Source organism: Psychrobacter sp. Ps6 (assembly GCF_022129235.1).
Classification (GTDB): Bacteria; Pseudomonadota; Gammaproteobacteria; order Pseudomonadales; family Moraxellaceae; genus Psychrobacter.
On sequence record NZ_JADQAI010000001.1, the window covers coordinates 422,007 to 444,112 of the forward strand.

Genomic DNA, 22,106 nt, shown 5'->3' on the forward strand with positions numbered 1-22,106 from the left:
TTGTGGAACAAAAATTGCATGTTATTAGTTAAGTTAACTATAAAATTATTAGCAAAACTAACACTAGATTTTAGTTATTTTAAAATAAAAACTGATAAGAGACAGACATTAGCAGTGCTAAATAGGGATTTGATGTGAACGCATCTATGAATAGTCTACCGACCTCGCTAAGAACAGCCAGTTTAGGGTTTACCTTGATTGAGCTGATGGTAACGATTGCTGTATTAGCCATTATTGTGAGTATTGCTGCACCAAATATTAGCACACAGCTGGCCAATCAGCGTGTTAAGTCGACGGCTGCTACCCTTGAAAATGCTTTAAAAGAAGCAAAAGTCGAAAGTGTTATTCGTCGTCAAGATATTCGAGTTGTATATAATAATACTGCCAAAACCATTGTCTTGCAGAACACTAGTGGCACTGTGTTGGAGACTTATAATGTTAATTCTACAAGCACAGTATCTATCAATCCCAATACAGTAACTGCGGTGACTTTTCAACCAAATAAAGTGACATCTAACGTTGGCAAAGTCACTTATACTATTTGTGATAGCAGCGCAGTAGTAACACCACGACAAATTGAAGTTAACACAGTAGCAAGCATTAGTAACAAGAAATTAGGAGGTACTTGCTAATGAAAGACATCAATAACCAGTATGGTGTGGGCTTAGTAGAGGTGCTAGTGGCACTGTTACTATTAGCAGTTGCAGTGCTTGGGTTTTCAGCTATGCAAATGACTGCTGTAAAAGCTACTGATGAAAGCCTCATGCGTACGCGAGCATTAACTATTATGAGAGGAGGCGCGGAAGCAATACGTGCGAACTCAGGTGGAATAAGCGCTTTCAAAATTGCTGTAAATGGCAGTACTGATTCTATAACGATAGATGGTGTCACAATCACAAAAGATAGTTGTGTAAAAAATACAGCTGGAGCACCTGCTGCCACAGATAGCTGTACTATTGAGCAGCTAGGGGCACGTGATGGCTTGTTGATGAAATCATATGCGGTGCAAAATGATATTAAGTTGGGCTTAGTGCCTAACGGCTGTCCTGGTACATCAGGTAATCAAGAACGCCAATGTTTTGTAGCTAGCTGGGGTGATACTACTGTAACTCTAAGCGATAGTGATGCGAATGCCTGTGCCAATGCAAATGGCACTTATAAAAATGGTGCAGAGTGCTTTATTATGGAGGCCTACTGATGCCAAACCTTAAAAGTTATGAGTATAGTAATTGCGATCAGTCTGGTTTTACCTTAATAGAGTTGATGATTTCATTAGTCATAGGTTTGATTATCTCAGCCGCTGTTATACAGATATACGTAATTAGTGTTAAGACGAGTAGTGTGCAATCTAGTGGTAGCGAGTTGCAAGACGCTAGCGTGTTTGGGCTACAGCAATTAGAAAAAAAAGTTCGCTTGGCTAATTTAGGAAACCCTATTAATAGAATAGATGGAACGACTGCAAAAGGTGGTATCGTCTTAACAGGTGCCAACCTTGGGGTTGCTACCACGCCTTACACCGATACTGGTTATTTGACAAGGCGCGCAGGTGATCCTACTAGCGGTACAAATGGATGGACAGGCGTTTCAAATACTACTGTTCCTAGTGATCAACTGACAATCCAATATACTAATATAACAGGTAGCCCGTTCAGTGATTGTGAGGGCTCGGCAGTTGAGGTAAATGATATCGCTATCGAGCGTTACTTTTTGCGACCTGCTACGAATGATAGCAGTAGTAGCGCTATTAAAAACCTAGTACTGGCGTGCGATGCTGGAAGGGTGGATTTTGCAGCAGGCAAGATTAGAACGATAAGTGGTACAGATCCGCGTAATTTTGGTCAAGCTGGTCAAGAGTTTATTACTAATGTGGATCAGTTCAAGATCTTGTTAGGTGCCCAGTATGATTCGGGTAGTAATGCAGGTCAAATCATGTATTTACCAAGCAGTGCCTATTTATCGATAACTACTAATAAACCAGCAATAACGGCAGTAAAAATAGGTTTAATCGTTCATGGTAGTACTCCTATATTAGGTAGTGATGATCAAACCTCTTTCATGTTGTTAGGTCAAAGTAATGTACTGAAGACAGACACTGCGCGCCAGAAGCAAGTACGTACGACTTATGAGACAACAACCTTCTTACGCAATGCTCGTGTAGTCAACGTAAAAACCAGCCTATAAACTCTGGTAAGGAGAGTAAGAATGACGATCCATCGCTATTCACCAAATTCAACTATAAAAGACGTCAAAATGACTCTTGGATATCGGAGTGCTGAGCGAGGCGCAACGTTGATAGTAGTACTACTATTTTTAGTGTTGATTATGCTAGCTGGTGCTATAGCGGTGAGACAGAGTAATACTGATCTTAAGATTGCTACAAGCGATCAGATCAACACAGTATTATTGCAGTCTTCAGACAGTGCCAATCAAAAGCTCGAAATGATGCTGAATGGTAGCTCAACATCCACTGAATATCTTGATGTAACGAGTGCGGCAGGCGTGTTTGGTCATTTCTTACTAAATCCTGAAAATTCGACTAATGAATTTATTTACTGCTTTAATCCGCGCACCAAAAAATATTTGGCATCTAATGCTACCGTCATGGTGAAAGGCACGACCGCCAATCCAACAGCTTATTGGAGTGGTTTGAATAATGGTATATGTGATTACAATAGCGCTGATGGCTATACCAGTGCTAGACAAACGGTGGTTACGCAAATGAGCGTGACTGTTGCACCTGTCGACCCAAATGCAGAAAGGTTTGGACATGTGGTTATCGGTAAAGAGATTGAGGATAGGACCAGTAAAAAATTTACGTTCGATATCAGATCTGCTTCAGCGTTACCGTCTTACAGCGAACCTAAAGCTAATGGTGATAATTGTTTTGCACAGACTAGTATTAAAGCCAATGTGATTGGTAGCAAGAAATCGTTAAGCGACTGTATGCTCGCCGCCAACACTCCAAGTAAAATGCTATATGAGCAAGCGGATGTCGAAAACATCTCTTCGTCTACGAAGTGTATCCCGTTTGGTAGAGGCACATTAAATGCAGAATGCGTCCTCAAAACTACGCCATAAATAGTTTACTTATTATACAAAGGATAGAGGTTATGAAACGACTAAATACTATATCGCCCATGAGTGGCAAAGTTGCGTTACCTTTGAAGCATCTAGTCGTTGCCATGGCTGCTATGGTCGCCCTACCAGTCGCACAAGCTGATGTCGCGGGTAAAAAAATTGGCGATTTAGAGATATACAAGGCGGCTGAAGGTGGTAAGACGACTATTACCATGATGTTAGACACGTCCGGTAGCATGAGTATTTATCAAGTCAGCTATGCTTGTGATCTGCCTGCAGGTACTAGTTACATTCGAGGTTCGGAAAATTCTTCAACTAATCCAAGTTATGCGAGAAATTATTGCGATACTAATAAGTATTTTTTTCGTCAGGATAGAGACTATACTAACGTATGGTATCGCTGTGGCGGCGAAGATGGTTCAGGGTCTAACGATTATAGTTTTAATGATTGTGGGACAAGAATAAATTACGTTCCAGCAATTAGTGGCTTTGAATATGTGACCTCTGGCTCTAATAATAGATATTTTTATAAAAGAGCAAGGACCTATGATCGCTTGACACGTCTCAAGGATGCCATTTTTACTTTGATGGACAATACTCAATTAGACCCCAAAAAAGTCGCTATTGGTATTGGTCAATTTTCTACACAAAGTAATAGTAACAATCAGTTTACAGGTGCTGATGGTCGAAGTGGCAAAATACTAGTGCCAGCAGCACTATTGGACGATACCCAACGTAGTCTTATTAAGAAAGAAGTCGCAGGTTTAGTAGGATCTAATGGTACTCCTACCGCCAATGCTTATGCAGAGGCAGGTGCTTATATGCTAGGTACTAATACGCGCTATGTGAATGGAAATGGTATTTATAGTGGTTTTAATGACTCCGTTAAGGACTCTAAAAGTAATGGCAACAATGGCAACTATATTAGCCCACTATCGTCACCTTCTTCTTGCGATGGACGAGGGATATATTTTTTAACCGATGGTAACCCAAATAGCTCACCTGATCCTGCAAGAATAATGCGCACAGTACTGAATAATAATAATTTCTCAATACCGTCAGACTCATTACCTGATGGTAGCGAAGGCAATAATGGTATGCCTGCAGTAGGAGCGTTTGCAAGAGCCTTACGCGATCCTACCATTAATCCATTAGGTACTGATAGAGAAATCTATACGGCAGTCGTTGGTTTCGGATCAAGTTTTGACGTCGACAGGGTAGCGGATGCGAGAAAAGATCCAACAGATCGAATTATTCGCAATCTTCCTTATACCAATCCAAAAACAGGTATCACTGCCAATCGAGATTTTTATAATTGCACAAAATTCACAGATATCGATGCAAGAAATGCCTGTAATTGGGGCGAAAAGACAACTGCAGCATTGCCAGGGGTTGGTGGATTTGGTGAGGGTGGTTTCTTTTCGGCGCAGTCTACTGAGGATATTGTTAATAGTATTACCACTTTCGTTAGCGATTTGAATCAAACTCTACCTTCTACGCCATCAGGGACTATTATTATCCCAGACGATCCGTATCGTGCCGATAGTCAGCTCGCTGTCGCCTACTATCCCACTATACAACCCAAAGTTGCTGAAAACTCAGTGATTTGGGAAGGTAACCTAAAGAAATATAGTTTAAACGAAGGCACGCTATATGGTAAGAGTAATACTAAGCTCTTCAAAAATATAGCAGGGGAGTTGAACCCAGCAGCACAGGATTTATGGTCAGATCAAAATTATGCTGGCGCCAATGATAAAGTAGAGTCGGGTGGATTTTACTCACAACTGAGCACACCAGCGACGGGTGTTGCCTCTGTTAGGACTTTATATGTAGAAGATTGGGAAAACAATGCTAGTAAAAAGCCAGTATTAAAAAAGGTGAGTGTCAATGCTGCAGGTAAAGTGTTGGTAAATAATGCTGCCTTAACAAATACATCTTTTGTGGATACAGCAACCTATAATGAAGCGACGTTGAGAAAACTACTAAACTTTTTAGGTTTTGCCAACCTTCCAGCGACAACGGTCAACGTGAAGGATATGACGTTGACGAGCGCCAATGCAACTCAGCCTATCAAGGTACTAGGAGCGACGATACACTCGACTCCTGCTTCAGTATCATACTCAGCAAACTTAGATGAAGATGGGAGAGTTAACACTACTCGTGATGATTATGTACTATTTGGTTCATCGGAAGGTGGTCTGCATTTGGTTAATGCTGACAATGCCAGTACTAGCGGGAATGGTGGTAAAGAGAAGTTTGTCATTATTCCAAGAGAGATGCTGATAGATCCTGAAAAATCAGCAGCATTAATCAAAGATGCGACCAAGACTAGTACTGGTTCACCTAATTTTGGTGTGGATGCCCCTTGGATGGTGAGTGCTGACTACAAGTATGACTTTACAAATAAAAGAGTTAATATTGATACCACTGATGGAAAAGGCATCTATGCTTATGGTGGTCTGCGTATGGGTGGTGAGGCATTATATGGCCTGAACCTTATTAATAACGAAAGTCCAAGTATGATGTTTGCGATTACGCCAGCGACTTCAGGTTTTAGTCGTATGGGTCAAATTTGGGAAAAGCCTACTAAAGCTAAGATAAAAATGAGCACAGCTGCTAGTGATAAAGGAACAGATGTTCTAGTATTCGGTGGTGGTTATGATATGTGTTATGAATATGAAGGCTTTCAGCTAGGAGTGACTAACTCAGAACTAAAAGAATGCTCAGGTAAAACTTCTGTCAAAGGTAACGCAGTATATATTATTAATGCCAAAACAGGTGCTTTGATCTGGTCAGCGTCTAGTGATTCAGGCGCAACGAAAACAGTAACCACTATGAAAAACAGTATCGTTGCTGGCGTGACTACGCTAGATCGTGACAATGATGGCTTTATGGATCATATCTATTTTGCAGATTTAGGTGGTCAAGTCTTCCGTGCTGACTTTACCAATGCAGGATTTGTAAAGCCTTCTACGACAGCCACAGCATCATCGCCTGAGACCTCTTTTACTAACACTCGAGTTACTCGAGTTCTTCAAAGTGCTTATACTGGCTCTGATACCAAGTACAATCATCGTTTCTATGAGCGCCCAGTCGTCAGTTTTTACCGAAACCCCGTTAGCAGCAGTTTATTTGCACTCGTAAATGTCATATCAGGTGATCGTAGCTCGCCTTTATCTAAGATACGTGATCTTAGTAAGTCTGATAGACTCTACGGCATAATGGATACCGATGTCACAAAGGCGGACAATATCTTTTACGCGAGCAACTTCACGACAGCAAGTAATACCAACGGTCAAAAAATAGCTGATTTGACAGCCAATAATTCAGCAAGTAGTAATTTAGTCGAGTTGCCTAGTGCCATCGGAACTTTAAGCGCTACGGGTTACACAGTAGCGCAAAAAAATACTGCTATCTCAGTGCTACAAGGCACAACAAAGAATGGCTGGTATATTCCGTTAACGAACTTTGACGGTTATGGTAATGTCAGATATACCAAAGGTGTCGGTAAGTCTGAAGTGATCGATAGCTTCTTATATACGACTGCCTATAATCCAGATATGAATTATGGAACGGTAGATTCTTGTTCTGCTAAGATTACTGGTGGCTCAGAAAGGCAGCTATATTGTTTGCCTTATGGTATTTGCACTGATGATGCATCTAAAAATGGCCTAGGCGGATTTGTCAGAGCAGGTAAAGGTATTCAAGAGCTTACTTTAGGGCCGCGAAGCTCGACACTGTCCAATCAGCGTTTGCTTATCGGAACCAGAACTCTGGCAGAACGTGCAAATGATCGAGTAAATTTCGGTTCTGATACGGATAAGGGCGTTTTTGATCTCATCTCAAAGCCTTATGGTTTGAGTCAGAACCAGAACCTGTCAGCTACTGATCTTCTTCCAGGAAGTGGTACTGCTCCTGACTTGATATTCAATGATCGATTTACTCTTCAGCCAAAAACATGGTATGAAGTAGACTGATGAGACAGCAATATGAAGAAAGAAGTGTTTAGGCAACAGACAGGCTTTACGCTAATTGAGCTAATGGTTGTGGTCTTTATCATCGCTATTCTGGCTGCGATAGCTATTCCGTCGTACAGACAGTATGTTGTTCGCAATTCAGAGCACCAAGCACAAGCACGTCTGCAGCAGCTTGAGATAGAACTTAATCGTTGGCGTGCTACTGCTTTGACTTACAAAGGATTTCAACCTAGAAAGACAGCCAGTGATGGTACAGTCAGTAACGGTTATGATGACGCACCTACTAATCAAACTATATATGTGCCAGCGGGTAGCAGTAATGGTAATTACAATTATAAGATTAGTCTAGTTGATGCTAGTACGAACGGTACTCTAGCGCCTGCCACTACTAGCTTTTCTACCGCGGGAAACTCATGGCGTATGCTTGCTGAGCCCAATTCTAGCCTTATAAGCTCTGACGCGCACCTCTTTATACTTAATAGTACGGGGTTACGGTGCCAGAGCAAAGATAGAACGGTAACGGTAACTTCTACTGACTGCGGTGTGGGAAAGGAGAGTTGGTAATGTCTACAATTACTAAAGTGTTTAAACAGCAACACGGCTTTACCCTGATTGAAATGATGATCGTCGTCGCCATTATTGGCGTACTCGCTGCTATCGCTTACCCAAGCTATCAACAGTATGTCATTAAGACAAAACGTACTGATATGATGAGTGAGATGCACAATATTGCTTCGGAAATCGAGAGTCGAAAATTAGCCCAAGGAAGTTATAGTGCCATCAGTACAGGTGTCATAACAGATTTTGCTACAGCATATCCAAGACAGGGAACTAAATTGTATGATGTCACTATCACAAATCCACTTGTCACTAAATGGACAATTACTGCTACGCCAAAGTCCAATACCCAAATGGCAGGAGATGGTGATTTGACTCTTAACTATCAAGGTATTAAATGTAGAGGTAATAGTACTAATAAAAAATGTGGCACAGATAAAGAATGGAGCGATTGATAGTAATAGCTTAAATTGCATATGCTGACAAAAAACGTCAGTTACATTTATCTCTCTCCTTTACAACTTACATGAACTGACAATTTTAAGCAATAAACTGGTAATAATATCAATTAATCCAATATTGTCTGCTATGTTACTCATCAAAAGTACCAAATAAGTATGTCTAATAGCTAGGATAAGTCATAAACTAAGTGTCATATGGTGACAAACATTAGTGGTAATACTAGTTCGAAGAAATGAACGAATATTTTAAGCAGTTATGAGAAGTTGGCATGCTACCTGCAACGATACTAGTAAGACAGTAGCTAGATGGAATATTTAATTTAAGCTGTCAATTATATATAATCAGTGGCGATGATAGCTAGGTCAAGTCCAGCCCTATATTGCCATTACCTTATCGTAAAAGGAGTTCTTATGAACGCTCAAAAAGGTTTTACCCTAATCGAACTAATGATCGTTGTCGCTATTATCGGTATCCTAGCTGCGATCGCTATTCCTGCTTATCAGAACTATATTGCAAGAGCGCAAGCTGCTGAAGCCTCTACGCTTATGGATGGTGCGAAGTCAGATATTAATTCTAACTTACAAAATAACTCTTGTACTAAAGTTTCAGGTACAGCTGATACAGTTACTGGCAAATACGGTGTTTTGACAGTGAGTGGTACACCACCTACAACCATCAACCCTGCACCAACGGCTACTACAGGTTGTACGCTTAGCTATCTATTTAATACAACTGGTGTATCTAGCCAAGTCGCTGGTAAACAGATTGATGCTACTGTAAATAATAACGGTACATTAACTAAAGCTGCGTCGACCACCTTAGATGCTGATATCTTACCTAAGTCTTTAACCTAATATCACTATCAAATGTGATAAAAAGCCAAGCAATCTGCTTGGCTTTTTGCTTTCAGTAATGAGAATATGACATTATATGGACAGCAATAAACCACTTCTTGCAGGTAGTATATCTCATGCCCTTGACAATAAAGCATTTACCAAAATCCCAATCTGCTTTCACCTTTATCGAGCTAATTATCGTCACTGCTATTGTAAGTGTTTTGGCTGCTATAGCCGTTCCTGTCTACCAAGAATATATTGTAAAGACTCAAACATCTGAAGCCTTTCGCTTAGCCTATGGTCTAAAAAATGGTATTGCTACGAACGTTCAAGAAGGTACTTGTTTTGCTGATCGCGCTACAATTGCATCAATGAAAGAAGGAGTAGATAAAATGAGCGGAAAGTATGGTAAGGCGATAGTTACTTCTGCCGTAAATGGTTTACCTCCTTGTGGCATAACGTATACGTTCAAAAGCAATGGTGTGTCTAGCAGGATAAAAGGGAAAACCATCGTAATGACAGTAAGTAAAGATGGCGTCTTATCCAAAGATGGCAAGACCGAAGTAGACGATAAGTATCTCCCGCAGGCCATTCAATAAAAAACCACCTGGCAGCCCTTTTTAATTAATGGCAATTAGGTGGTTTTTTATTGACTCAAGATATTGAAGTATTATTAAAAAGCTAATTATTTCTCTAAATATTGAATCTTACCTTCCACGCCATCCCATTTTTCAGCTTCTGGCATTTGACCTTTCATCTCGGTGATGTTTGGCCATTTTTGTGCCAGTTCTTCGTTTAGCTGAGTGAACATCTCTTGTCCTTTAGGCACTTCATCTTCCGAGAAGATCGCATTGGCCGGACATTCAGGCTCGCATAGTGCGCAATCGATACACTCATCAGGATCGATGACAAGGAAGTTTGGGCCTTCATAAAAGCAGTCCACAGGACAGACTTCTACACAGTCGGTGTATTTGCAAAGAATGCAGTTATCTGTAACGACAAAGGTCATAGTAATGTCTACCTGTTATTGATTTGGCTTTTGGCTAAATAGAATAGTCGAAAATAAAGCGTATTTTAGCGCTTTTACTACTATTTGACAATTCCCTTTAATGACTAATGATTTTCTTCAAATGATAGATTAAATCATGCGCTTGTTTTGGGGTCAGGCTATCAGGATCAATGGCGCTTAGTTCGTCTTCTATGCTAAATAACTGATTTTGCTTTATATTATTTACTATATTTGGTGATTGTATCGCGTAACTACTTTGTGGTTCTAGAACAACATCGTTGTTAGACTCCCGCTGTTTATCCGTTACTGACTTAGCTAATTCATTTTTATCATCAATAGTTTTTTCATTTCCTGCTTTTAGATTATCTGTTAAGTAACGTTTGGCGTCATTTAATACTTGAGTGGGGATCCCCGCCATCTTCGCGACATGCAATCCAAAGCTTGAACTTGCTGCGCCCTCACAGATCTGATGAAGGAGAAGTAACTGACCATCGATTTCACTGGCGGCGACATGGACGTTACGAATCTCGTCACTTGTCTGTCCCAATTGCGTCAGTTCAAAATAATGAGTGGCAAATAACGTCAGGCAGCCAATATCGACTAGACGGTTGACACAAGCGTGAGCGATTGCCAAACCATCAGTGGTGGCGGTACCGCGTCCGACCTCATCCATTAACACCAGTGATTTATTGGTTGCTTGGTTTAAAATATTGGCCGTCTCGATCATCTCAACCATGAAGGTAGATTTGCCACCAGCCAAATCATCCGCGGAGCCGATACGGGTAAATATCCGATCTATGTCACCAATATGTGCATGCTCGGCGGGTACAAAACTCCCGCAATGAGCAAGCAAAACAATCAGCGCTGTTTGACGCATATAGGTAGACTTACCGCCCATATTAGGGCCAGTGATGAGGAGTAATCTTTCAGGATGTCCTTCATCAGTATTGGCACTACCCAGCACGCAGTCGTTCGCGACAAAATGGTTTGTACTTGATGTAGCACCGTTCCAATTGTTCGCGTTCGCTTGTTTTAAGGCCGCTTCGACCACGACATGACGACCTTGGCGGATATCAATATGGGTCTGATTTTTGGCTATAGATTTATTTTGATTTTCTGAAACTCCTCCCATAATTGGGCGTTGCCAATGATAAGTGGTCGCAAGCTGTGCCCAATTGCTGAGGACATCGATTTGGGCAATGGCAGCACTCAGTTGTTGTAGCTCAGCCAAGTTCTCGTTTAGTTGGTTGAGCAACGCTTGGTACAGCGCTTTCTCGCGAGCCAATGCCAGAGACTGCGCGCTCAGATATTCCGTCTCGACTTCTTTTAGCTCATCAGTAATAAAGCGCTCGCTACTTTTGAGCGTTTGCCGACGGATAAAATGGGCAGGAGCATTTTTTGCTTGCATCTTCGGCAACTCAAAGTAAAAGCCACTGACTTTATTAAAGCCTACTTTTAGACTAGGGAGTTGGTTATCCTGACGCGCTCGCTCTACCATTTCGTCCAATGTCACTTGAATATTGTCATGGAGATGAGTGAGGCGGTCGAACTCGTTATCATAACCCGCTGCTAGCATTCCGCCATCACGGATATGTGCAGGTGGCTCAATGACAATAGCGCGCTCGATTAACTCAGCGACAGATTGAACGGCTGGCAGTTGAGCGGGCAATTGCTGCATCAACATTGGTAATAGGCCAGCGTCTTCATGGCTGATACCTGACGCTGTCAGCAGAGTGGTAAGCTGGGCGCTGCTAGCGATACCATCGGCAAGCTTGCGTAAATCACGAGGTTTGGCACTCATTAGCCCGATGCGACTGCTGATTCGCTCAATATCGCCAATGGTATTCAGCGTATCGCGTAAATTTGTAACCAGTGAGCTATTTTCTGAATTTTGATTTGAATTACCATCTGCATTCAATAGGGACGTTATCGCGTCTAGACGCATATCGATGCGCGAATGCTGACGCAGTGGACGCTTCATTTGCTGTACGAGAAGTCGCTTGCCCATTGGCGTTTGACAATGGTTAAGGACGGATATTAGGGAAGTACCACTACTACTGACTGGACTAAATAACTCAAGGTTTTGCTGGCTATTGGCATCGATAATCAAATAATCGTCACTGTATTCAACGATCAGCTGATTGACTTGTGGCACATGGCGCTGCTGAGTTTGCCGTGCATAATGAATAAGCGCAGCACAGCTAGTTTGTGCCAGCAGGTTATCTGCGATACCTAAACCATCAAGACGTTGTACTTCAAACTGCTGACAAAGCGTGTCGCTGGCGTGCGTACGGTGAAAGTCATTGGCAGCGACTTCTATAATAGGGCAGTCTAGATGTTGCCGTAACCACAGCATCCACTCTGCATCAGTGCCATCAATGCTATCGCTGAATGCTTCACTAATGATACATTCACTAGGCGCAAAACGAGCAAGTACCGTCAGCATTTGAGTTTGCAATCCATCTATATCGTTTTTATCTGCTATTAGCGTCTGGGTAGTCAATGTACCTGCAGCTAGATCCATTTGGCTAACGGCTGCTTGTAACGTCTGGCTATTATCTTGCGTTTTTAAATGAGCAATATCGATGGAGACGACAGTCGGTGTATGGTTTGGTGCAATGAGTGCATCATCAGTAATAGTACCGGCTGTCAGCGTTTTGACCACTTCACGGCGCATGATGCTACCGGCCGCCGATTTGCTTTTGTCTTTTTTTTGCTTGTCGCCCATCGTAGGGACGTTGGCCTTATTGTTAGCGCTGCCAGCATTGGTCGTTGTCGATTCGTCAATTTGTTCACAGACGACGACCGTTTGCCCAGCCGCGATTAGGCGAGCCATATAGCTATCGGCTGCATGAAAAGGAACGCCCGCCATCGCTATCGTGTTGCCCGCTTTATCCGTACCACGACGCGTTAGAGTGATGTCTAATATTTGCGCCGCCCGCTTAGCATCATCAAAGAACAGCTCATAAAAGTCACCCATCCGGTACAGCAGCAATGCTTGTGGATAGTTGGCTTTCATGGTTAGATATTGCACCATCATTGGCGTATGATCCGCTAGGTTATAGACGGTATCGCCGATGTTTAAACAGTCAGATGTATTTTGTTTTGATAAGGTACTATCTAATTGAGTAGAAATAGATGAATGATTTTGGACGGACGGCTTTACAGTCATGCAGAGTCTCTTATTGTGTCTCGATAGGTTTTTATTAAACAGTATTTGCGGCAGCTGGTTTCGGATTAGTGCCAGTTTTATAGATTGTTTTGGTACGATAGAGTTGATATAACAAATGTGCCTGGTAAGTACCGAAGAAGGACATAGCCACTAGATTTAGGCTAGATTATATCGATAGCGCCATATGACAGTTACCTCATAGCCATCACATACAAGTGCTAAAAAAGCTAAGAAATTTAATAAAGTAAGCGTCATTTTAACACGTCTAGCTCGGTTTTTGCCTTGGCAAATATCTACTCGCTGCCCTTGTATCCATCAGCGCCATAACCATATATAATGACGGCACACTTAATTGGGCGATACTAAATTAGGTAGTACTTAGTCGGGTAATGATAAGGCCACGAGCTAAGCTTTGGCTAATGCGCACTAATTATCGAATATTCCATAGGTCAAAAAATTATGTTATCAAAGATTGTAGGCAGTGTGGTTGGCACCAAAAATGACCGCGAACTAAAACGCATGCGTAAAGTGGTCAGCAAGATCAACGCACGAGAGGCTGAGATACAAGCCCTGTCTGATGAGCAACTACAACAAAAAACCGAAGAGTTCAAAGCACGTCATCAAAAAGGTGAAAGCTTGGATGCGTTATTACCAGAGGCGTTCGCCGTCTGCCGCGAGGCCTCATTGCGTGTCAATGGTATGCGTCACTATGATGTGCAGCTGATTGGTGGTATCACCTTGCACGAAGGCAAAATCGCTGAGATGAAAACCGGTGAAGGTAAAACCCTAATGGGAACCTTGGCGATGTATCTCAATGCCATCAGTGGTAAAGGCGTGCATTTGGTCACGGTCAACGACTATCTAGCTGCCCGTGATGCGGAGTTGAACCGTCCGTTGTTTGGCTTTTTAGGTATGACGGTTGGGGTTATTTACTCACAGCAGCCGCCATTAGAAAAAATTGCAGCGTATCAAGCAGATATCACTTATGGTACCAACAATGAGTACGGTTTTGACTATCTGCGTGACAACATGGTCTTTAGTTTAAAAGAGAAAAAACAGCGTCCGCTGAATTTCTGTATTATCGATGAAATTGACTCGATTCTGATTGATGAAGCTCGTACGCCATTGATTATCTCCGGTCAAGCCGAAGATTCATCACGCATGTACGCGCTGATTAATACGATTATTCCTGTGCTGATCCGTTCAAAAGACGAAGAGGCAAACAAGAATAACGAAGAAGAAGATTTCTGGATTGATGAAAAAAATCGCCAGATTGAGATTAGTGAAAAAGGTTACGAAAAAATTGAGCGCTTCTTAATCGAAGTGGGCGAGCTGGGTGAAAACGAAAGCTTATATAGTCCAAGCCGTTTGCCGTTATTGGCTCACGTTCAAGCAGCCATTCGTGCGCATCATGTGTTTGTCAAAAACGTTCACTATATCGTCGATGAAGGCGAAGTGGTCATCGTTGATGAAAACACGGGCCGTACCATGCCTGGTCGCCGCTGGTCTGAAGGGCTGCATCAAGCAGTAGAAGCCAAAGAAAACGTTGAAATCCAAGCAGAAAACCAAACGCTTGCGACCACGACATTTCAGAACTATTTCCGTCTGTATGACAAGCTCTCTGGTATGACGGGTACGGCTGATACTGAAGCGGCAGAATTTAAATCTACTTACGATCTAGATGTCATCGTTATTCCAACGCATGAGCCGATTGCTCGTATCGATATGGATGATCAGATTTTCTTAACCAAGTTAGGCAAATACAAAGGCATCATCCGAGAAATTAAAGAGATTCAAGCCAAAGGTGCGCCAGTATTGGTCGGTACGGCAACGATTGAAGCCAGTGAAGAGTTGTCTTATTTGCTCGATCAAGAAGGCGTTAAGCATAACGTCCTAAATGCCAAGCAGCATGAGCGTGAAGCTGAGATTATCGCACAGGCTGGTAGCCCAAAATCAGTGACGATCGCCACCAACATGGCGGGTCGTGGTACCGATATTATTCTTGGTGGTAACTGGCAGTCGTTTATCGAAGATATTGATGGCGTTAGTGCTGAGGAGATGCAGCGTCTAAAAGCCCAGTGGCAAGTCAAGCATGATCAAGTTGTTGCAGCTGGCGGTCTACATATCATTGGCTCTGAGCGTCATGAATCACGCCGTATCGATAACCAGTTACGTGGTCGTGCTGGTCGTCAGGGTGATCCTGGTATGTCACGCTTTTTCTTATCGCTCGAAGATGATTTGATGCGTATCTTCGCAGGTGATCGCGTGGTCAATATGATGCGTGCCATGGGTCTCAAAGAAGACGAAGCCATCGAGCATAAGATGGTCTCAAAATCGATCGAAAACGCGCAAGGTAAAGTAGAGAGCCGTGATTTTGATGCGCGTAAGAACCTATTGAAATACGATGACGTTGCCAATGAGCAGCGTAAGGTTATCTATGGTCAGCGTGATGATTTGCTTGCCGAAATGGACTTATTAGAAGCCATCGAAGTGATGCATCATGAAGTGTATAACGCCATGATCAACCAGTTCATTCCACCTGGTTCTATTGATGATCAATGGAACATTGACGGATTAGAAGATGAGCTTGAGGACGAGTTTAAAATCACGATGCCGATCAACGATTGGCTAGATGAAGACCGCCGACTGGATGAAGAAGGACTGCGTGCTAAAATTATTCAAACAGCTATAGACCGTTATCATAGCCGCCGTGAGCAAATGGGTGAGCAAGACGCCGCCCAGCTTGAGCGTCACTTTATGCTACAGAGTCTAGACAAGCACTGGAAAGAGCATTTGACACAGATGGATCAGCTGCGTAAAGGTATCCATCTACGCGGCTATGCGCAGAAAAACCCTGAGCAAGAATACAAGCGTGAATCGTTTGAGCTATTCCAAATGATGCTTGGGGCGATAAAGTCCGAAACGGTACAAGATTTATCACGTGTTCATATCCCAACCAAAGAAGAGCTGGAGGCGTTGGAAGCTCAGCAACGTGAGAATGCTGCGCATATGCAAATGCAGTTTGAACATGATGACGTAGATAATCTAGATAGCAACGTAAACAGTGCAGCCGCTCAGCCGCAGCCACAAAATCGCAGCCTTAATGGTACGGCAGCAGCTGGCGCTGCTATGGCAGCCAGTGGTAGCAATGCCAATGAGCCAAACCCGTACGCTGGTATGAATATCAGCCGTAATGCCCCTTGTCCTTGTGGTTCAGGGCTCAAGTACAAACAGTGCCACGGCAAAATCTAATTCCTACTGTCTTTTAATCATTAGCAACTATGATTAAAGTCTGTAGACTTTTAAATAGTAAGCCCTTATCTTAACCAGATAAGGGCTTTTTTATATCTTATAAAGGCTGCTTGTTCTATAATTTACCGTTCTATAGCAGATGAACACTTTGTATTGATCGCTTACAAATTCAGCATAGGCGTGAATTTATGGACACGCTATAGTGTGTAGCATATCTATTTGGGAGAGCGTTATGAGTTTAGAATTATTAAAAAAATTGCGTACCTCAGTCGCATTGACGGGGTTGCTCGCTGGTGCATTAACGATCAGTGCCTGTCAGCAACAATCAGAGCCAGAGTCAAGTATGGAAGATGGTGTCAATGCTGAAGAATCTGTACCAATGTCAGCTGAGCCTGCTGAACCAAGTGATGTCGTTGTAAATACTGAAGATGCCTCACTCAATGAAGTAGAGGGTGATACGGTCGCGTCGGTAAACAGCGGTGTGACGCAGGTATCATATCTGTGTTCACCTGAGCTAAAAGTTGAAGCAACTTATAAAGAAGAAGCTAACCAAGTCGTCGTCGCGACTGATATGGGTACAGTGACATTGAATCAGACCAATGAAGGCAGTAACCCAGAAGTGTTCGAAGTTGCCACAAGTATAGATGGCGGTCAAGGGTTTACTCAGTGGCGTGTGGCGCATGAAGAACGTGAAACTGGTGTCATGCGTACGGCGGGTGCGGATGAGTCAACCGTGAATACGTTTGAATGTAATAAAGTATAAAATTTTGACTGCTACGTATCACAGAAAAAGCAACGCTAGTTTGGCGTTGCTTTTTTTGTCAATAATTTATCTATGCTAATGCTTAAAGCACCAGTATCTCATCTATTTTGATTGAGTAGTATTAGTCTCGTGTGCCAAATACCCTTCTTCAGTCACATCTAACTCTTCATGCTTAAGCTCTACTGAGATACTATCGGTATGGATATGTGTGCTCTTATTGACCTCAATTTCTTGGACGGCATAGGTGTCTTTGGTAATGGTCGCTACTTGGCGCGATAGAACGATTTCAATCGGATCATTGCCAATCTCTATTTGTTTACCATTGACGGTCACCACGGCTTTACTATCAAGTGAGGGCTCAACATGACGCAATATGTCTTTTTCGTCGTAATGGCCAGACAGCAAATCTTGACTCTCTGCATCATGGTATTCAGTACGAATCGTGATGTACTCTTCTACTAATTCAATAGGGACGTCGATAGTTTTGGTACGGGCATGCTTAGTGACAGTCACTTTACCAACGTCTAAACGCTCCTTATTGATGACAGGACGCTCTTCTAATAGCTCTAAATGTCCAACGTTGACGATATTGGAGTTTTCATCATTTAATGTGTTTTTTTGGTTTTCCAAATCGTCTTGGTATAAGTTTTTTGTATGGTCAGTAGTCATTGTTATTTCCTTATAATTATAAAATGATAGATTGGGCAAAATGGAATGTTAATAAGTGATATTAAATTCATTACTATCATCAATCATTACTATAATGAATCATGTCCCCATATTATTGATATAAAAAAGACCAGAGACATGCTCTGGTCTTAATCTGCTAAAACAAAATGCTTAGCTACCTATTACTATCGCATCTCATGATGACATCACAATGTCATTAAAAAACGCAAAGTATCAGTGTATTACATACCACGAGCATGGCGTACGTCTTCAGCAGTGATGTCATCACGGGTTACTAAATTACCTTCACGGTTAACCACCTTACCAGTGTCATCAACATACAATCCTTCACGCTGAATAATTTCAACGAGAGTTTCGGTATAACGATCAGCAGGATTGCCAACATTGACTTCTTCAGACACATAAGTGTCTTTACCGACGCGAGCACGTTCTGCTTCTAGTTCAACTTCGACTCTTTGGTCCACGTCCCCGTCACCGATACGGCGATCTGTTGCACGATCTACACTCGTACGCTGAATATTGGCACGTTCTTCTGCTAGATCGACGTCAACATTGCGTCTTTCAGTGACCACATGCTTACCAGCCTGTACTAATCCAGCGACAATACGATCTTTATTTACTGCCAAGCGATCTTCTAAAAGCTCTAGTGTGTTTGGCGCATCATAAGAATGGTCTGCGATATCTACGCGCTCTTCAGCTGGAAGGGTGTCAGCAGCAAAAGCTTGACGGTCTCTTTCGTACTGTTCTTTGTAGCTATATTGATAGTCATGGTCATATACTTCCATGGCTTCTACCTGTGACTTAGTCAAACTATCAAAAAAGATGTCATCGCCTACAATACGAGCTAAGCCCGCTGGTACTAACACTTCTTTTGAGCTAAACCAACCACCTACATCAACGATTAAATAACGAATGCGACCAGTGGTATCTTCTACCAATGCACCTTCGATTTTACCGATTTTTTCTTCGTTGACGCCGTAGGCTTTTTTGTCTGTTGGATCGTAATAGTCATCACCGATTAGATCACGGTGAGTGGCCTGAATATCTTTTAAACGGATTAGCTGGCTCATTATTATCTTCCTTTTTATGAGTTAGTATTTTTTATAAATTAATAATTATTTTTAGATTCTTAAAAAGTTTACATCAATAGCTAAGTAAAAGGGGAGGTACCCAAATAGACTCTACATTAACTTGTAGATATCCTAACATTAGGATTTTGGATGAAATACATGAGCAAGGTAGCAAAGTGTGCGCTTGCGGTAATTGCATGTAATAGGCTGTAAGTGGCACAACGAAGTTAGGGGTACAAGTTAACGAGTCTTAACACAAAGACATGTTTGAAGTTAACGTTGAATCAATAGACACAAAAAAACCGCAAAGCAATGAGCAATGCGGTTTTGAACAAAAGATAAATACCAATAAATGCGTGAAGTCAAATGCTACGTGCTATCTGAGCAACGACACGCTAGTATTACTTTTACTTAAGGAAGCTCAATAGCAACGGCAACTGCTTCGCCGCCACCGATACAAAGTGTCGCAACGCCTTTTTTGCCGCCGGTACGCTTGAGAGAGTTGATGAGCGTCACTAGGATTCGCGCACCTGAACAGCCTACTGGATGACCAAGCGCACAAGCGCCACCTTCAACGTTTACTTTTGCGTGGTCGATGTTTAGCTCGTCCATAGCAGCCATAGTGACCATCGCGAAGGCTTCGTTAATTTCCCATAGATCTACATCAGCGACTGACCAGCCAGCATTTGCTAGTACTTTTTCGATGGCACCGATCGGAGCGATGGTAAATTCGCTTGGGTGACGAGAGTTCGAAGCAGTGGCAACGATGCGAGCTTGATAATCCAGACCTTCAGCCTTTGCTTGTGACTCTTTCATGACGACGACAGCAGCAGCACCGTCTGAGATTGAGCTGGCATTGGCTGCAGTGATTGTACCGTCTTTTGCAAATGCTGGGCGTAAGCTTGGGATACGATTAGCATTCGCTAGGCCTGGTTGCTCATCAGTATCGACCGTTTGCTCGCCTTTACGAGTTTCAAACGTCACAGGCTCAATTTCATCTTTGAAGTGATTGTCTTTGATAGCGGTTAGTGCACGATTGAGTGATTCGATGGCAAACTCATCCATCTTTTCACGTGTATAGCCTTTTTCATCCGCCATTTCTTGAGCGAACATACCCATGAGCTTACCAGTCTCAGCATCTTCTAGACCGTCTAAGAACATATGATCTTTGACTTCTTTGTGACCCATACGGTAGCCACCACGCGACCCTGGCATCAGATACGGTGCATTGGTCATTGACTCCATACCACCAGCCACAGCAACATTGAAGCTACCAGCTTTGATGCCATCATGTGCTTGCATGACAGCTTTTAGACCTGAGCCGCATAGCTTGTTAATGGTGACCGCGCCAGTCGCGTCAGACAATCCAGCTTTACGCATGGCTTGACGGGCAGGACCTTGACCCAAACCTGCAGTCAAGATACAACCCATGATTACTTCATCAATATTATCGACACTAACGCCTGAGCGTTCGACAGCGGCTTTGATTGCAGCAGCGCCCAAATCGCTAGCACTCATGTCTTTTAGTACGCCTTGGAAACCACCCATTGGTGTACGTGCGCCGCTTAAGATTACAATTGCATCATTTGACATCGTTATTATTCCTTATTTACGTATTTTAAATGAAAGTGCCTCATAGAGAGGCAAGGGCTGGTTCGCTGTTACCCTTTATCAATTAGCATTTGCCTAGCTCACTGATAAAGGGGGTGATAAGCGTGGCTTGCTAAAATTATGTTTTAAGCCAGCTCATCTAAGCGAATGCGTACTACTTTATCAGTAATAGTATCTAATTTTTCAATTTTTTCGATAGCGAGATTCATCTGACTCTCAACCACAGGTAGGGTTAAGATAATGACAGGTACTTGACCAACTTTATGTGCAGGTTTCTGTAGAATGGCATCGATATTGATACCTGCATCGCTTAGGATGCGAGTGATGTCCGCTAAAACACCTGGGCTATCATAAGCGTGTACACGTAAGTAGTAACCAGTAATCATCTGCTCAGCACGTAATATTGGTGTGTCTGAGAGTTGCTCAGGGATAAATGCTAAGTGCGGTACATGGTGCCCATGATTGTTTTTCTCGCTGCTGTTTTGCTCGTCGCCACTTTTGCTACCTAATACACGGACGAGATCCATGACGTCGGCCATCACTGCCGAAGCAGTAGCACCAGCACCAGCGCCATCACCGCAGTAGAGCGTTTGCCCAAGTGGATGTGAGTTGACCAGTACCGCGTTTTTTACGCCGTTGACATTGGCAAGCAACGCATCTTGTGGAATAAGCGTTGGATGTACACGTAACTCGACGCCAGCGTCCTCACTGTTGCCTTGACCATCACGGCGTACCGCAAATCCTAAATGTTTGATACGGTAGCCAAGCTCTTCAGCGTAATTGACGTCTTGTAGTGTGATACCAGTGATGCCTTCACAGTAGACTTTGTCAAACTGTAGCGGGATACCAAATGCAATAGAGGCGAGTAGGGCTAGTTTGTGCGCCGCATCAATGCCTTCCACATCAAAAGTTGGATCTGCTTCTGCATAACCCAGCTCTTGCGCCTCCTCTAGTACGTCGGCAAATGGGCGACCTTTGTCGCGCATTTCAGTCATGATAAAGTTGCCAGTACCGTTGATGATACCTGCGAGCCAATCAATTTTATTGGCAGCAAGGGCTTCGCGCATTACTTTGATGATTGGAATACCGCCTGCTACTGCTGCTTCATAAGCAACATGAACATTATTCTCTTCAGCGAATGCAAAAATCTCATTGCCGTGTTCAGCCAATAGCGCTTTATTTGCAGTCACGACATGCTTACCGTTTTTGATAGCCTGCATGATGACGTCTTTAGCTAAGGTCGTACCACCAATCACTTCGATAACGATATCGACATTGTCGCTTGCCGCAATTGCCATCAAGTCACTGTTTTGTGTGATGCTGGTATCAATATCATCACGCTGACGGCGCGTACCCACTTCGGTAATAATAATGTCGCGTCCGCTACGGCGTTTTAGCTCATCTAAATTGTCATTGATTAGGTTGATCACACCTGTTCCGACGGTGCCTAAACCAAGTATCGCTAGTTTGATGGAATTGCTCACAGTATCCTCAAGAGGTTAAATATAATGAAGCGGCATCACGCTGGGGCAATATCAAATGAGTCTGCGGCATGACACCGGCAGTCTATAGGCATTTTCTAGTGCTACTTTGCATACATACTTCATTATAGTTGAATAAAAAATGCT

17 protein-coding genes are annotated in these 22,106 nt (G+C 42.8%); 11 read left to right on the forward strand and 6 right to left on the reverse strand.

What is annotated here, in order from left to right; translation table 11 throughout:
* The first annotated feature begins 134 nt into the window (after positions 1 to 134).
* The 9 genes from I3255_RS01825 (at position 135) to I3255_RS01870 (ending at position 9,510) form a co-directional block, all read left to right on the forward strand.
* Positions 135 to 632 (forward strand): GspH/FimT family pseudopilin, encoded by a 498-nt coding sequence (locus tag I3255_RS01825; protein WP_238036253.1) that lies wholly within the window; start codon positions 135 to 137, stop codon positions 630 to 632.
* A complete protein-coding gene (gene pilV, locus I3255_RS01830; protein ID WP_238036254.1) occupies positions 632 to 1,198 on the forward strand; it encodes a type IV pilus modification protein PilV in 567 nt (188 codons plus the stop codon). The genes I3255_RS01825 and pilV overlap by 1 nt, the downstream gene beginning before the upstream one ends.
* Positions 1,198 to 2,181, forward strand: coding sequence for a prepilin-type N-terminal cleavage/methylation domain-containing protein (locus I3255_RS01835; RefSeq protein WP_238036255.1), 984 nt, complete (start codon positions 1,198 to 1,200; stop codon positions 2,179 to 2,181). Before pilV ends, I3255_RS01835 begins: the two co-directional genes overlap by 1 nt.
* Before the next feature lie 21 nt (positions 2,182 to 2,202).
* Entirely contained in the window at positions 2,203 to 3,078 is an 876-nt protein-coding gene (locus I3255_RS01840) for a pilus assembly protein PilX (RefSeq protein ID WP_238036256.1), read from the forward strand.
* A gap of 32 nt (positions 3,079 to 3,110) precedes the next feature.
* The gene (locus I3255_RS01845) at positions 3,111 to 7,055 is read left to right on the forward strand and encodes a pilus assembly protein PilY (protein ID WP_238036257.1); all 3,945 of its coding nucleotides are present in this window, start codon (positions 3,111 to 3,113) and stop codon (positions 7,053 to 7,055) included.
* A 12-nt stretch (positions 7,056 to 7,067) separates the two neighbouring features.
* Positions 7,068 to 7,619: a prepilin-type N-terminal cleavage/methylation domain-containing protein gene (locus tag I3255_RS01850; protein WP_238036258.1), complete on the forward strand. Its 552-nt coding sequence runs from the start codon at positions 7,068 to 7,070 to the stop codon at positions 7,617 to 7,619.
* Positions 7,619 to 8,068: a type IV pilin protein gene (locus I3255_RS01855; protein ID WP_238036259.1), complete on the forward strand. Its 450-nt coding sequence runs from the start codon at positions 7,619 to 7,621 to the stop codon at positions 8,066 to 8,068. Before I3255_RS01850 ends, I3255_RS01855 begins: the two co-directional genes overlap by 1 nt.
* Positions 8,069 to 8,485: 417 nt before the next feature.
* Positions 8,486 to 8,929 carry a pilin gene (locus I3255_RS01860; RefSeq protein ID WP_238036261.1) on the forward strand — a complete coding sequence of 148 codons (444 nt, stop codon included), beginning with the start codon at positions 8,486 to 8,488 and terminating at the stop codon, positions 8,927 to 8,929.
* A 116-nt stretch (positions 8,930 to 9,045) separates the two neighbouring features.
* Positions 9,046 to 9,510, forward strand: coding sequence for a pilin (locus I3255_RS01870; RefSeq protein WP_275950122.1), 465 nt, complete (start codon positions 9,046 to 9,048; stop codon positions 9,508 to 9,510).
* Positions 9,511 to 9,596: 86 nt separating this feature from the next.
* On the opposite strand, the gene fdxA is transcribed toward I3255_RS01870, so the two are convergent.
* The gene (fdxA, locus tag I3255_RS01875) at positions 9,597 to 9,920 is read right to left on the reverse strand and encodes a ferredoxin FdxA (RefSeq protein WP_057758216.1); all 324 of its coding nucleotides are present in this window, start codon (positions 9,918 to 9,920) and stop codon (positions 9,597 to 9,599) included.
* A gap of 97 nt (positions 9,921 to 10,017) precedes the next feature.
* Complete coding sequence (gene mutS / locus I3255_RS01880; RefSeq protein WP_238036263.1) at positions 10,018 to 13,092, reverse strand: DNA mismatch repair protein MutS; 3,075 nt, start codon at positions 13,090 to 13,092, stop codon at positions 10,018 to 10,020.
* Positions 13,093 to 13,551: 459 nt separating this feature from the next.
* On the opposite strand from mutS, the gene secA reads away from it, so the two are divergent.
* Both secA and I3255_RS01890 read left to right on the forward strand, forming a co-directional pair.
* A complete protein-coding gene (secA, locus tag I3255_RS01885) occupies positions 13,552 to 16,344 on the forward strand; it encodes a preprotein translocase subunit SecA (RefSeq protein WP_238036265.1) in 2,793 nt (930 codons plus the stop codon).
* Positions 16,345 to 16,576: 232 nt separating this feature from the next.
* A complete protein-coding gene (locus tag I3255_RS01890) occupies positions 16,577 to 17,107 on the forward strand; it encodes a hypothetical protein (protein ID WP_238036267.1) in 531 nt (176 codons plus the stop codon).
* A 102-nt stretch (positions 17,108 to 17,209) separates the two neighbouring features.
* Here the strand turns inward: I3255_RS01890 and I3255_RS01895 are convergent, their stop codons facing one another.
* From I3255_RS01895 to I3255_RS01910, 4 genes are all read right to left on the reverse strand, one after another.
* Positions 17,210 to 17,776 carry a DUF2382 domain-containing protein gene (locus I3255_RS01895; RefSeq protein WP_238036269.1) on the reverse strand — a complete coding sequence of 189 codons (567 nt, stop codon included), beginning with the start codon at positions 17,774 to 17,776 and terminating at the stop codon, positions 17,210 to 17,212.
* A 242-nt stretch (positions 17,777 to 18,018) separates the two neighbouring features.
* A complete protein-coding gene (locus I3255_RS01900) occupies positions 18,019 to 18,867 on the reverse strand; it encodes a DUF2382 domain-containing protein (protein WP_238036272.1) in 849 nt (282 codons plus the stop codon).
* A gap of 411 nt (positions 18,868 to 19,278) precedes the next feature.
* Entirely contained in the window at positions 19,279 to 20,460 is a 1,182-nt protein-coding gene (locus I3255_RS01905; protein ID WP_238036274.1) for a thiolase family protein, read from the reverse strand.
* Between the two features lie 143 nt (positions 20,461 to 20,603).
* Positions 20,604 to 21,962, reverse strand: coding sequence for a homoserine dehydrogenase (locus I3255_RS01910; RefSeq protein ID WP_238036276.1), 1,359 nt, complete (start codon positions 21,960 to 21,962; stop codon positions 20,604 to 20,606).
* Positions 21,963 to 22,106 lie beyond the last annotated feature (144 nt).